This is a genomic window from Spirochaeta isovalerica (assembly GCF_014207565.1).
In the GTDB taxonomy this organism is placed as follows: Bacteria; Spirochaetota; Spirochaetia; order DSM-2461; family DSM-2461; genus Spirochaeta_F; species Spirochaeta_F isovalerica.
The window spans coordinates 618,202-632,047 of record NZ_JACHGJ010000002.1; the positions used below are offsets into that span (position 1 = coordinate 618,202).

The 13,846-nt window shown below is 42.2% G+C and carries 10 protein-coding genes; 2 read left to right on the forward strand and 8 right to left on the reverse strand.

What is annotated here, in order from left to right:
* Window positions 1-308: 308 nt before the first annotated feature.
* Window positions 309-3,242, forward strand: a complete 2,934-nt coding sequence (locus tag HNR50_RS07705) for a chemotaxis protein CheB (RefSeq protein ID WP_184745532.1) — start codon at window positions 309-311, stop codon at window positions 3,240-3,242.
* 8 nt (window positions 3,243-3,250) lie between these two features.
* Window positions 3,251-4,963: an ATP-binding protein gene (locus tag HNR50_RS07710; protein WP_184745534.1), complete on the forward strand. Its 1,713-nt coding sequence runs from the start codon at window positions 3,251-3,253 to the stop codon at window positions 4,961-4,963.
* A gap of 121 nt (window positions 4,964-5,084) precedes the next feature.
* On the opposite strand, the gene HNR50_RS07715 is transcribed toward HNR50_RS07710, so the two are convergent.
* The 8 genes from HNR50_RS07715 to HNR50_RS07750 all read right to left on the reverse strand — a co-directional run bounded on the left by HNR50_RS07715 (window position 5,085) and on the right by HNR50_RS07750 (window position 13,689).
* Window positions 5,085-5,489 carry a DUF2178 domain-containing protein gene (locus HNR50_RS07715; RefSeq protein WP_184745537.1) on the reverse strand — a complete coding sequence of 135 codons (405 nt, stop codon included), beginning with the start codon at window positions 5,487-5,489 and terminating at the stop codon, window positions 5,085-5,087.
* 3 nt (window positions 5,490-5,492) lie between these two features.
* A complete protein-coding gene (locus tag HNR50_RS07720; RefSeq protein WP_343060133.1) occupies window positions 5,493-5,681 on the reverse strand; it encodes a helix-turn-helix transcriptional regulator in 189 nt (62 codons plus the stop codon).
* Between the two features lie 191 nt (window positions 5,682-5,872).
* Window positions 5,873-7,276 carry an MATE family efflux transporter gene (locus tag HNR50_RS07725; RefSeq protein ID WP_184745541.1) on the reverse strand — a complete coding sequence of 468 codons (1,404 nt, stop codon included), beginning with the start codon at window positions 7,274-7,276 and terminating at the stop codon, window positions 5,873-5,875.
* Window positions 7,277-7,376: 100 nt separating this feature from the next.
* Window positions 7,377-9,032, reverse strand: a complete 1,656-nt coding sequence (locus HNR50_RS07730) for an ABC transporter permease (protein ID WP_184745543.1) — start codon at window positions 9,030-9,032, stop codon at window positions 7,377-7,379.
* Window positions 9,022-10,092, reverse strand: a complete 1,071-nt coding sequence (locus tag HNR50_RS07735; RefSeq protein WP_184745545.1) for an ABC transporter ATP-binding protein — start codon at window positions 10,090-10,092, stop codon at window positions 9,022-9,024. Before HNR50_RS07735 ends, HNR50_RS07730 begins: the two co-directional genes overlap by 11 nt.
* A 79-nt stretch (window positions 10,093-10,171) precedes the next feature.
* Window positions 10,172-11,215, reverse strand: a complete 1,044-nt coding sequence (locus tag HNR50_RS07740; RefSeq protein WP_184745547.1) for an extracellular solute-binding protein — start codon at window positions 11,213-11,215, stop codon at window positions 10,172-10,174.
* Between the two features lie 107 nt (window positions 11,216-11,322).
* Window positions 11,323-12,081 (reverse strand): response regulator transcription factor, encoded by a 759-nt coding sequence (locus HNR50_RS07745; protein WP_184745548.1) that lies wholly within the window; start codon window positions 12,079-12,081, stop codon window positions 11,323-11,325.
* Window positions 12,082-12,084: 3 nt separating this feature from the next.
* Window positions 12,085-13,689, reverse strand: coding sequence for a sensor histidine kinase (locus HNR50_RS07750; RefSeq protein WP_184745550.1), 1,605 nt, complete (start codon window positions 13,687-13,689; stop codon window positions 12,085-12,087).
* Between the last annotated feature and the right edge of the window lie 157 nt (window positions 13,690-13,846).

The window sequence follows — 13,846 nt, forward strand, 5'->3', positions numbered from 1 at the left end:
GAAAGATTTTATTTCAAACCTCCAAACCTTTTCCCCAACAATCCGGCTTCGTACCGTCAGAACCTGTGAACCGTATGCTTGGAATACATCATAATAATAGCATGCGGTGTTATTTATCAGATTGAGTCTCTCGAGTCTCCATAGTAGGTAGAACAGACTGTTTTTAAGTTTAATGTTACCTATTAGTATCTTTTCATGTATAATTATTTTATTGATAATTATTTACGCAGCATCCTATGGCTTTTTGCAGAGCGTCGTATATGTTAGTTCTATCAATTCATTGAGTTTCTAAAAGGAGTAAACCGGGAATGGCAAAGGAGAGGACTGACATGGAATCGGCGATAGATCTGATTTCGGGAACCAGTGAAATCGATTTTCCAGTCGTCGGTATCGGTGCCTCGGCCGGAGGATTGTCCTCTTTTCAATCTTTTTTTTCCGGACTTGAAGAATCTGCCAATCCCCGGATGTCTTTCATTATCGTTCAGCACCTTGCCCCCGAACATAAAAGTTCTCTGACTGAACTGATCAGGAAATGCACTTCGCTGAATGTATATGAAGTTCAGAATGATATGCCCGTTCAGATCAATTCCGTATATGTTATCCCGCCGGCTTATAACCTGCTGATAGAGAAAGGAAAACTGAAACTTATAGAAGCAGATATCAGCAAAGGTCATCATCTTTCTATTGATTTGTTCTTTCGTTCCCTGGCAGATGAGTGTCATGAAAAAGCCATATGTATTATCCTTTCCGGTTCCGGATCCGACGGGTCCATTGGATTGCGCGCCATAAAGGGGAAAGGCGGAATGGTCATGGTTCAGAAACCTGAATCAGCGGAATTCTCCAGTATGCCCGGCAATGCTATTTCAACAGGTCTAGTCGATTTCGTATTAAGTCCCGAGGAAATGGCTGTCCAGCTGCAAAAATATGCCAGCTTCAATTTCGAGATAAGCAAGGAGGATAGTGAGGAATTCGAGTCACTACCCTATAAAGAAGTTAAGCATTTATTCCTTTTACTAAAAAATCAGATAGGTCATGATTTTTCCCAATATAAATCCAGCACAATAATGCGCAGGATAAAAAGGCGAATGGCAATCAAGGAGATTAAGACTTTAAAAGAATACATTGATTTTACCCGGGAAAGCAGCGAGGAAGTTGAATCTCTGTTTTACAGTTTGCTTATCGGTGTCACAAACTTTTTTCGTGACACTGGTGCCTTTGCCTATCTGGAAAAGGAAGTCATACCCGGAATAATTAGAAACAAGGAAAACGGAAGTCCTCTTCGAATATGGGTACCCGGCTGTTCTACGGGAGAAGAGGCTTACTCAATAGCCATTTTATTTTACGAATACATGTATAAAGCAAATCTTCCTCTTAATACAACTATTTTTGCAACGGATATCGATCCTCTGGCTATTGATAGAGCTCGTTCAGGAATGTATCCCTATAACATTAAATCGGAGATTAAACCGGAGATTCTCAATAAATACTTCAATCTGGAACCGGATGGGAGATATTTTCGAATTAGCAAGAAAATCAGGGATTTGCTTGTATTTTCAGAGCAGAATCTGATAAAGGACCCTCCATTTTCCAAAATAGACCTTATCAGTTGCCGCAATCTTCTCATTTATATGGGGCCGGAGCTGCAGAGGAAAATCATCCCTATTTTTCATTACGCTTTGAATCCTGAGGGCTTTCTCTTTCTTGGTACATCCGAATCCATTGGAGAAAACGGCAAGCTGTTTAAGAAAATAAATAATAAACAGAAGATTTACAGACGGAAAGATGGCTTTATAGGAAACAGAAATATAAAAATTGATAATTTTCTTCCGGACGACAACTCGGCCCGCAAACAGGTAAAAACCAATACGACGCAAAAGGGAATGGCTCTTAAGGATCTGACTGAAAAAGCATTGCTGCAGAATCTGAGTCATGCTGCTGTATTGGTAAACAGCACGGGAGATATCTTTTATCTGTACGGGCGAACGGGTCGATTCCTTGAACCGAGTCCGGGAGTACAGGGAATACCCAATGTATTAAAAATGGCCAGAGAAGGACTATATCAGAAACTTCCGGGCCTCTTAAGAAAAACTGTTAAAACGGGAAAAATCCTCACCCTGGAAGGATTAATGGTTCGAACTAATGGTGATTTTGAAAAAATCGATATCAAGATCACTCCTGTAAAGGGGAAAGATAATAGTTCAGAAAGTGATTATTATTTGATTATACTGGAGAGGAATTATAAAACCAGTCCTAAAGACATAAGCTCCTCCGGTGAGTCCCTATCGGGTTCCCGGGGATCTATAGAATCTCTCCAGCAGGAATTGACCGAAAGCCGGGAATTTCTGCAATCAACTCAGGAAGAACTGAAAGCCGCTAATGAAGAGCTGAAATCTTCTAATGAAGAGATGCAGTCTGTTAATGAAGAACTTCAATCGACAAATGAAGAGCTCGAAACTTCAAAAGAGGAGTTGCAATCGGTTAATGAAGAGTTAATTACAGTTAACACTGAGCTGCAGATGAAGGTTCGTGAGCTTACCAGACTGAATAACGATATGGACAACCTATTGGCCGGTACAGGCATAGGTACGATTTTTGTTGATTTTCAATTATGCATTATGCGGTTTACTCCTACAGTCACAAAAATTATCAATCTTATTAATGGGGATATCGGTAGACCGGTGAACCATATACTTTCTAATTTCAAATCTCATATAGATCTGGTTCCTCTCATTCAATCGGTACTTGATGACCTGAGTCTGAAGGAAATGGAAGTTGAAACCATAGACGGAACATGGTATTCCATGTGTATTCAGCCCTACAGGACTCTGGATAACGTAATTGAGGGAGCTGTTATAACCTTTGCCGATATCAGCAATGCAAAGAGAATAGAAGAAAAGTTGATTAATACAGAATCTCTATTTCATAATTTTTTTACCAATTCACCTGTTGCCATAAGCCTGTTCAAGACCAATAAAAATGGAAAACTTTGTCTGATAGATGCCAATCCCTCAATTGAGAAGATTTCAGGAAAAGACCCGGCAAGTCTTGTCGGATTAACTTTTAATGAAATTTTCCCATGGATTAAGAATGATAAAGTCAGTGAAATATTAACGGCGATGGCTGAAGGATTCAGCGATGATCTGACATTCAGCGAATCTTTCTCTGAGTATGAAGTCCGTGCCTTTAAAATGAGTGATCAGACTATTGGTGTGGAAATCGTCAAATTGCCAAATCGGCCGTAGGGGGCTTTATGAGCAGTCATGGAATCAGCGATAAAAGTGAAATTCGCCATAAAGCTGAAAAGATAGCTCAAAAGGCGAAGAAGGAATCAGTTAAAAAAATTGAATGTATGGGAAAGGATGAGATATCTGATTTAATCCATAATTTAAATGTACATAAGATCGAACTGGAGCTTCAGAATGAGGATTTAATTGCGGCTCAGGAATCAATAGAGGCTCTTCAGAACCGATATTACGATTTATACGATCTAGCTCCTGTCGGATACTTAACCCTATCCAGAGAAGGCTTGATCCTCGAAACCAATTTAACTGCGGCTCAACTGCTGGGTTTAAGTAAAAGGGAACTGGCAAACTCGCATTTACAAAAATATGTTCTAAAAGATGATGTGGATCAACTCTATTTACTGCTTAAAGAGATATTTGCAACTAAAAGCGGACAATCCTGCGAAATTAGAATGAACCGGAACGGTAAAACTGCATTCTGGGTTTCTCTTGATGGTGTCATTGTTCCCAATAGAGAATGTGATATGAGATGCCGTATTATTATAAGTGATATTAGCCTCAGGAAAAAAAGAGAGGAAGAAAAAGAGAGAATTACCGAAAAATTGTCCCAAATGCAGAAACTCGATTCCATTGGAATCCTTGCCGGCGGTATTGCCCATGATTTCAATAATCTGTTAAATGGTTTTTTTCTTAACATCGAAATGGTTCAAATGAATAACAAAGATGAGAAATTGAACCAATATCTTGAAAATACGATAAATTGCATTGATCGGGCCCGGAGTCTCACACAGCAATTGCTTACATTCTCAAAAGGGGGAAGTCCCGTAAAGCGGGAACACAAACTCCTCCCTTTAATAGAGGAGATTGTGAATTTCGCTATAAGCGGTACTTCTGTAGTTGTACAATACAATATTGATGAGAATCTCTGGTCCTGCAATTGCGATAAAAACCAGATATCCCAGGTTATAGATAATCTGATAATTAATGCTCTTCAGTCAATGAATAAAAAAGGACTTATAGTCGTAGACGCTGAAAATACTCAGATCGGAGAGGGCGGGCATGAAACTCTTTCAGCTGGCGAATATGTAAAAATCTCCATTAAGGATCATGGCTCCGGTATTGATAAAAAGGATTCCCCTTATATTTTCGATCCTTTCTTTACTACCAAAGATACAGGAACAGGCCTCGGCTTATCGACATGCTACTCTATCATTAAGCGTCATGGCGGGTATATCGACTTTGAATCTACAAGAGAGGAGGGGAGTGTTTTTTATATTTTTCTGCCGGCCTGCCGCCAAAGTAGACCTTTAAATCTCACTACGACGACTTTTGAAGATTTGCAGGGATCCGGTACCATAATCGTATTGGATGATGAAATGATCCTCTGTCAGGCAATTAAAGATTCTCTTGAATCTTTCGGCTATAGGGTCGAAATAAAAAATACAGGTGAAGATTTAATCTCTTTTCTTGAGAATGGTGATTGTTCCAGTATGAACTTAGCGGGAATGATTTTAGACCTGACGATTCCCGGGGGACTGGGTGGAAAAGATATTATTGGCAGTGTCAGAAAAATCTGTCCTCAAACGACTATTATCGTCTCAAGTGGATATTCAGACGATCCTGTAATGGCCTATCCCGAGAAGTATGGATTTAATGATAGCATTCAAAAGCCCTATAAAGTCTTTGAACTGTTGAAATTGCTTAACAGCCATATTGAATAGACATGCTTATATCTTTTTAACTGAACAGATTTCTTTTCACCTTTTTTTCTTCAGATTTATGCTCGATTTATATCACTATGACCAACTAAGCAGGCTATTTCATTTCCTCCAGCGTCATTAACTAATCCGGCTGTTTGTTCAATCTTTTATAGTAGACTTTGGCGAAGATAAGTGACGCCAGAACGATAGCGATTACAGGAAAATAGAGATTGAAGTCGGCGACATATGAGATGACGGCTGTGGCCAGAAGCAAAGCTGTCTGAATTTGAAAACCTATGGCGTAAGCCTTTTCGCTGTTCCTTCTGATCCTTTCATCATTAACGCTTAAGTCATATTCCTCCCTGTATTCTCTGTCCCTCAGTTTGAAAGTCAGATAGATAAGAAAGGGCACGGTTACAGAGAAGAGGCCGATGCCGAACCCATTGAGATAACTGGAATTCAAACCAGTCAGTTTTGTGACGACAAGGGCGATACCCACCAGGCTGTCCAGGCCCAGGATAAGGGTTATTCTTTGTTTTAAAGTCATTTGTTATTCCTCCCCGAATAATTCATCCAGATTCCTGCCGAGAACCCGGCAGAGCTTAAGGCAGAGTGAGATGGTCGGATTATAGCTGTCCGACTCGATAAGACCGATTGTCTGTCTGGTTACGCCGCAGAGTTTTCCCAGCTCCGCCTGGGTCATTTCCTTTTCGATTCTGGCCAGTTTTATTCTGTTCACCGCCAAGATTAACTCCTCACACAATCAGTATTACTAATAATGTATTTTATATATTGCATTATGTCAAATATATATTGCAATATGTCCGATATAAGTTGCATATAAATAATAAATGGTGATAGCTATACCTATATCCCGGTATAGCTTAAAGGTTTGTATCTTGTGAAATGCAGCTTTGCATTAAATCTGCTTCAGACCTGGTCCGGGCTCAGTTTTTCCGTCCAGGGGCGGGTCAGTATCAGGTAAAACCCGGCTAATGCGGTGAACAGATTGGATCCGATCATGCCATACCAGATCCCTTCGGGACCGAATCCCAAAAGTATGCAGAGGACGAATGCGATGGGCAATCGTAATCCCCAGAGCCGGAAAGTGTTCAAAAAGGCTACAGGACGCGTGTCTCCGGCTCCCTGAAAAGCACCGTTGATAACTGTAAAAAGGGCAAAGAAGATAACAGAGGGACTAACAAGGCGGAACAATATTTTCCCCCAGGCGATCACTTCGGGGTCGTTTATAAAGAATCCAGTGACCCGATTCCCGTAGAAAAAAGTAATGGTCATGGATAGGGTTATCAGGACGAAAACGGTCTTCAGTGCCTGGCGTAAAGTCAGGAAGACCAGATCTTTCCGTTTCGCACCAAGATTTTGGCCTACCAGAACAGCCACTGCCTGACTGATCCCCAGGGCCGGCATCATGAAGAGATTAATAATGCGGCTTCCCAAATTGAAAGCAGCGATAACCGCTGTTCCGTATGTATTGACCACTCCCTGAAGTACTGTGAATCCCAGTGCAGAAGCGCTGTGCCCCAGACTGGAGGGGAGACCGATCTTTACAATCAGTTTCCAGGCGTTCCTATCGGGATAAATATTTGACATATGCAGACGAATGCTGGTCAGAGCTGTATTGGCGGAGTCGCGCGGGCGGAGCACCAGGGCCAGGGCTATAAGCGCATTGATGATCCGGGCGATAAAAGTAGCCCAGGCGGCGCCTTGCACACCCAGAGCGGGGAAGGGGCCAATGCCGAAAATGAGAAGCCAGTCCAGCAGTATATTGATGCTGATCGTGACGATATTAATATAAAGAGGGATAATGCTTTTTCCCACTCCCTCCTGGGCTCCGTGGAGAGCAAAGCTGAGAAGCATCAGGGGGAGGCTATATAGGACAATTCGCAGATAGTCGCTTGTATCGTTGAAAATCTCATGGGGAACAGCCATCAGTTTCAATATGTAAGGTGTGGAAAAGTAGAACAGGGGCAGCAGGACAACGCCTGCCAGTACCATAATACCGGCGGTTTGTCCCAGATAGAACTCCGCCCGGCTCCGGTCCTTTTTGCCGATGCTCTGGCTGATCAGAGTTCTTCCCGCCTGGGTGAATCCCATGGAAAAAAGGATGAGAAGAAAGATGATATTGAAGCTGATAGAGGGGGCTCCCACTGCCTCGCGGCTGATCTTTCCCAGAAAATAGGTATCTGTCAGGTTGTAGATGGTTTGCAGGAAATTCGTCATCATAATCGGCAGAGCGATATTGAAGAGGGCCGAGTAATTCTGTTTACTCTCTTCCCGCGATAGTTCAGGATCAGCCATTAAGAAATGATTCATAGCGGACAATATAAAGAAAGGGCAGGAAAAATGCTAGAGTAGCAGTTCATCCCCGGGAGAACAGATCCCGCACAATTGCTGCAAAATCTGTTCTCCTGAATTACATTGATAAATCCCGGCCTTTGTTCACTTTGTTGAAGAGAACTAAAGAAAGGGTTGTCAGCACGGCCAGGATTGCGGCCAGCGCGGCGGCTACGCCGTAATTTCCCCGCAGAACCTGTGTATAGACTTCAACGGTCAAAGTTCTCGTTTTACCCGTATAGAGTAAAATGGCCGATGCCAATTCGGAAATCATTGTTATCCAGGATAAAATGGCTCCGGAAATGATCCCGGCGGACATCATGGGGATGGTTATTTTCCAGAATGTCTTGATATTGCTGGCGCCCAGAGACAGAGCCGCCTCTTCAATTGTAATGGGAATCTGCTGCAAAGTGGCGACGCTGGAACGGATCGTATAGGGCAGACGTCTTATTATGAGCGCGATAACCATTATCGTCATGCTGCCGGTTAGAACCATGGGGGGGCGGCTGAATGCGGTTGCCAGCGCAATACCGACTACGATACCGGGAACAATATAGGGGATCATGGAAACCGTATCGATCGCGGCAGTGATCTTGGATCTCTTCCGTACTACAAGATAGGCGATAAAAACGGCAAAGGTCAGAACAAAGGCTAAAGCTGTCAATGGTATGACAATTGTATTTCTGATGGCATTCCCCATTTTGGAAAAGGCTATAATATAATTATTCAGGGAATAGCCGCTGGTAAATACGGTTCCGTTTACATTTCTGAAGGATGTATAAATGACATAGACCTGCGGCGCAATGGAAAGCGTTATCAATAAATAAGCGTATAGGTGAATCAGCATGTTTCTGAAACCGCCGATTTGAACCGGCCTTATTTTATTAATACTGTTCATGGTAAAGGCTTTTTTATTGGCAATATATCTTTGAGCTAAAAAGATAACCAGAGTGAGAATAATGGCAATAATGGCGATGCTTGCGGCGAAACTGTTGTTTCCACCCAATTCTGACATGTAGGCATCGTAAATCGTAACGGGAAAGGTTCGATATCCCTCTCCGATGAGCATGGGAGTTCCGAAGTCGCTGAAACACCTCATGAAAACAAGCAATGAGCCGGCCAGAACCGTCGGAAGAATCAGAGGCACGACGACCTTGAAAAACCGTTTAGCTCCCGAACAGCCGAGATTCTCAGACGCTTCGAGAAGGGAGTTGTCCACATTGGATAAAGCCCCTGAAACATAAAGGAATATCAGCGGATAGAGCTGTAAAGACAGGACCAGCAAAATCCCTTTGAAACCGTAAATATCCGGCATGGCAATGCCAAATATCTTTTCAAAAAACTGAGTTACGACTCCATTCCTTCCCAGTAACAATATCCAGGAATAGGCACCGACAAAGGGGGCGGACATACTGGATAGAATAATCAGTATCCGCAGAGTTTTAGCCCCTCGAATTTTAAATCGCGAGAAAAAATAAGCCAGCGTGGTACCCAGAGCCACGGCGACGGCAGTCACGGAAACTGTGACTTTAAAGGAGTTCAGCAAAGTGGAGTAATAGTATTTCTTCCCGAAAAACCGCTGGAAATTCTCTAAGGTAAACTGTCCTGTATCTCTATCGAGAAATGACTCTGACAACAGTACGAACAGAGGTATGATCAGAAAAATCGTATATAAGATCAATAAGCTTAAGGTCGACGTGGACCACAAGTTGATTTTTGATTTTTTAATTCTCATGGGCGATCACCAGATTTTTGGAGCCGTCTTCCGTATAAACATTCACCTTCTCCGTGTTGATGGTTAAATAGACTTCGGTTCCCGGTTCGATCATATTATCGATCATGCTTTCTTTAATCACTTCCACTATCTGCTTGTTGGGCAGCTCAATAAAGTAGTGCGTGTTCAACCCTAAGAATACGGTATCTTTTACAACGGCTTTAATGGTGGTTTTATCGTCGGTCAGCATAAACTCTTCCGGACGGATCGACACTTTGACCTTGCCTTTGTAATCCAGATCTTTAATCCGGACTTTATGACCCAGCACATCAACTTCATTTTCTTCGCAATCGGCGAGTATCAAATTCGTACGGCCGATAAAATTGGCGACGAATTCATTAACGGGACGGTGGTAGATGGTCTGGGGCGTGCCGATCTGCTGAATCTCACCGAGATTCATAACTGCGATTCTGTCGCTGATAGCCATGGCCTCTTCCTGGTCATGAGTCACGTAAACCGTGGTTATCCCCACTTCCTTTTGTATATCCCTTATGGCCTGACGCATTTCCAGACGGAGTTTAGCGTCCAGATTGGATAGGGGCTCATCCATTAGCAGCACATCCGGCGCTATCACCAGGGCTCTCGCAAGGGCGACTCTCTGCTGCTGACCGCCGGATAAGTTTTCCGGCATTCTGTCCCTATATTCATAGATCTGCATCAATTTCAGGAATTTATCAGCCATCGGGCCGATCTCTTTTTTGTTATAGTCCCTGTTGTTTAAACCGAACTCCACATTCGCCCTGACTGTCAAATGGGGGAATATAGCATAATTCTGGAAAACCATACCGATGTTTCTTTTGCTCGGGTCCAGATCATTGATGATATTCTCATCAAAATGGAATTCCCCGCCTTCAATGGTGTTAAAACCGGCAATCATTCTCAACAGAGTCGTTTTTCCACATCCCGATGGACCCAGCAATGTAAAAAACTCTCCATCTTTGATTTTCAGACTCAGGTCCGGAATAATGACATTATCTCCGTATTTTTTTAAGGCATTCTTTATGTCTATCGCTACGCTCATTTTCTAATCATCCCCGTATAATAAAGAGGGTGTTGCAAAAGCTGAATACTTTTACAACACCCCAGTTTAGAATTTTCTATTAGTCCAGGCTTGTGAACATTTCGATGTAACGGTCTACAATCGCCTGTTTGTTAGCTGATATATACATAGTATCTTCAACTTTCACATTGATCTGATCGAGAGGTTTCATGTAATCAGCTGTCTGAACGCCTTCGTAAACAGGTCTGTTAGTCAGCGTCATGCCGTAGACGTCCTGCACTTCTTTCGAAGTGATGAAGTCCATGAACAGCCTGGCGGCTTCCGGATGCTTGGCGCCTTTGATGATAGCGGAACCGGCTGGCAGGAACACAACGCCTTCTTCCATGTAGATAACTTCCACGTCAGCACCGTCATTGATCAGAGTCAGGCAGGGGTCTTCATAGGAAAGGCCGATTGTATATTCTCCGTCTCTCACGCCTTTCCATACGGCTGAACTGGATCCGAGGACTTTGAGGTTTCTGAATATATCCGTCACTTTCGCCCAGGCCGCATCGCTTTCATATCCGCCGAAGTCAATCAGCATATTTGTCAGATGAGCGAAAGAGCTTGATGATTTTGCAGGGTCTCCCGAGACTATCTGGCCTTCCAGCTGAGATCCGTATTTGATAATATCTTCATAACCCGTAATGGTGACGCCGGGTAATTTCTCGGCCAGTTTTGTTTTATTGATGACGAGAACACTGCCGTCAAGGGTGTTTTTCGTAACATAACCGCTATCATTTCTATAAGCTTTAACCAGCTGGGAATCGTTTTTGCTGACATAATCAGCCCATAGATCTCTCTGGGCCAGGAGGGTAGCATAGCTTCCGCCGTACATAACATCGCCCTGAGGATCGTTTTTTTCAGATTCGATACGTTTCAGACATTCTCCGGTTCCGGCTGATATGATTTCCACTTCGATACCGTATTTTTCTTCGAACGGTTTTTCCACCGCGTTGAGAAGTCCTTCCGAGTTTGGCGAATAAACGACCAGCTTCTTTTCTTCCTGTCCGTTGTCTGCTCCGGACTCCTGAGCTCCGCCGGCAGCGATAGTAAGATTAACCAACATAAAAACCGCCGCAGTCATTAATAAGACTTTTTTCATTTTTCCCTTCCTTTGTAAAGTAATAAGTAATTTTACCACCGCTGACCTGAGCGCGATATGCTACAAAAAGGCAGACTTTGTGTGAAAAAAAGCCAGAAACCCGGTTTCTATTGATTTTTCTGCACCAGTTCCGTAACTGAGTAACCTGTATATTTCTTAAATTTTGTGCAGAAGTATCTATAGTCGCTGAAACCGACCATTTTGGCGATCTGATAAACGGGAACTTCATTCAGCTTCATAAACTGGATCGACTTATAGATCCTGTAGCGATTCAGGGTCGTGTTGAATTTCAGATCGTGTTCTTTCAGCTTGTGCTTAATGGAAGAGACGCTGTAGTTTAATTCTCCGGCGACATCATCCAATACGATTTTATGCATATAGTTTTCTTTTATATAAGCAATAATCGACTGGAAAAGAGAATCCTCATTCTGTATATCCTGATACACTTTCGATATATCTTCGATTTGATATTTGGTATTCTGCAGCAGGTTCTTATCGTTGAGATTAGCAATAGCTTTTTTCAGGGAAACCTCAAGCAGCTGATGATCCAGAGGTTTTACCAGATACTCTGTAACACCGTAGGTAATCGCTTTTTTCGCATACTCAAAATCGCTGTGTCCGCTTAATATGATAAATTCATATTTCTTCCTGTTCTCAATTTTACTGATCATGTCCAATCCGCTCATCAGCGGCATTTTTATATCTGTTATAATGATATCCGCATCATGATCAGCTAAATACTCCAGACAGGAAAGAGGATTATCAAAATCCGCGGCTATTTTCAAGTTCAGGCTCTGAAAGTCATAGCTGAAAATCAGTCCTTTCCGGATAATATCTTCATCTTCGCAAATAACAACATTATACATTGGTCACCAACTCTTATTAAAACTGATTTCAAAGACGGTTCCCTCATCTTCGCGCCAGACATTCAGTCGGGAATCGGGATAAAGAATCATAAACCGCCTTAGAACATTATGAACGCCTATATGGTTCGAGGGGTTCTTCTTCTGTTTACATATCTGATTAATCTCATTTATGACTTCATCTGTAATATTGACTCCGTTATCGCGGACCCGAATAAAGCAAACCCCATTGATCAGTTCCGAAGTGATATCAATATTGACGGACAGACTGTTAGTAAACCCATATTTGATACTGTTGCTTACCAGGGGATGCAGAGCCAGCTTGGGTATGGAAACATCTCTCGTTTCCTCCGATGTCCTGATGGAGTATGTTAATTTATCAGCGAATCTGTATTTGTATAAATTCAGAAACTTCTCGGTATAGGTCAGATCCTTTTCCAGGGAAGAGTAATTAATATCATTGGATATGGAGTATCTTAATATGGCTGTTAAGTCCAGGATGTATTTTTCAGTTCCCTTGATATCATACTGCATGGAATATCGAATGGTTTCCAGAGAGTTATACAGAAAATGAGGGTTGAACTGAGCATCGAGCTTTCTTTTTTCAAAAATGATATTGGTTTCGCTCAGCTCCTTATTCAATGTTATTTCATAGTTCAGTTTCTCCAGCATCTCATTGATATTGATCGCCAGGCTTTTAAAGTCGTCTTCGAGATCTTCATTGATTCTGTGGTCCAGGTGTCCTTTGGAGACTCTGTTCGTATCGGCAATAATGGACTCGAAGCTCCTGGTGTTTTCTCTTGCGATTTTTGTTACGATATTATTGGTGAATGCCACCACGACAAGAGCTATAGCGAGCAGAAGAGAGAAGACTATTAAATAGGACAGGCTCAAGCTGATTTTTTTTTCCAGATAGTAGATGGAATAAAAATCCTTTTTTACTTCTGTCACAGTGTATTTTTGCGCGCCGATCGTATAGTTCTCGGCGTATTTGAAATTCAGACTCTTCTCCAGCAGTTTGTTATTGTTGGTGGAGATGATGCCGTCGAACCGGTCCGTTATAACATAGTCGCCTGTATTGGGCAGCAGAGCATAATCCAGATCGGTTATTTCTATTGAATACATATCGAAGCCGATCAGTTCCCCATCTTTATACAGCCCCCCGTAAAAAATCAGTGTCGCCGTATTGGTTTTGAAACTGGGATAGAGAATAAATTTAACAGGAGAGTCCTTCCTGACGCGGTCTCTGATGATATTGAGATAAATTTTGTATTGAGGCAGCAGATGATATGATTCCTGATATATGGGGTTGGCATTCATATCGTATATGTCATAGTTGTATCGCACATTTATCATCCGGGAAAATGTATAATCCGTACTGGATACGAGTCGTCGGCTGACATAGTTGTTTTGGATCGCCTGCAGATAATCATTGTCGGAATTATGTGAGCTTATCTGCGCGGAAATGCTTTCCATCAGATTGCTAAAGGATTCGTTAACAAGTTCTATGCTGTGATTCTTATTCAAATTATTGTTTACGAAATTGACAATAATCGTCACAGTAGCAAACAGTAATACAATTACGATTATCAGCTTTATGGAGAAAACCATAAATACCCTTCGTAATTTTGCCTGAAAATTCATACTTACAGTTAAGCTTATATTTTTTGTCTTTGCAAGAAATCTATCTGAGTATTGAAATCAGGGAGTTTCAGTTCATTTCATACTGGCAGAATCGCGGAAATCCGGATTGGCGGCAATCTGTTGT

Excerpts from the sequence above, each read along its gene's own strand:
- HNR50_RS07705 (WP_184745532.1), top strand. The coding sequence starts at position 309 with ATGGCAAAGGAGAGGACTGACATGGAATCGGCGATAGATCTGATTTCG.
- HNR50_RS07710 (WP_184745534.1), top strand. The coding sequence starts at position 3,251 with ATGAGCAGTCATGGAATCAGCGATAAAAGTGAAATTCGCCATAAAGCT.
- HNR50_RS07715 (WP_184745537.1), bottom strand. The coding sequence starts at position 5,489 with ATGACTTTAAAACAAAGAATAACCCTTATCCTGGGCCTGGACAGCCTG.
- HNR50_RS07725 (WP_184745541.1), bottom strand. The coding sequence starts at position 7,276 with ATGAATCATTTCTTAATGGCTGATCCTGAACTATCGCGGGAAGAGAGT.
- HNR50_RS07730 (WP_184745543.1), bottom strand. The coding sequence starts at position 9,032 with ATGAGAATTAAAAAATCAAAAATCAACTTGTGGTCCACGTCGACCTTA.
- HNR50_RS07735 (WP_184745545.1), bottom strand. The coding sequence starts at position 10,092 with ATGAGCGTAGCGATAGACATAAAGAATGCCTTAAAAAAATACGGAGAT.
- HNR50_RS07740 (WP_184745547.1), bottom strand. The coding sequence starts at position 11,215 with ATGAAAAAAGTCTTATTAATGACTGCGGCGGTTTTTATGTTGGTTAAT.
- HNR50_RS07745 (WP_184745548.1), bottom strand. The coding sequence starts at position 12,081 with ATGTATAATGTTGTTATTTGCGAAGATGAAGATATTATCCGGAAAGGA.
- HNR50_RS07750 (WP_184745550.1), bottom strand. The coding sequence starts at position 13,689 with ATGGTTTTCTCCATAAAGCTGATAATCGTAATTGTATTACTGTTTGCT.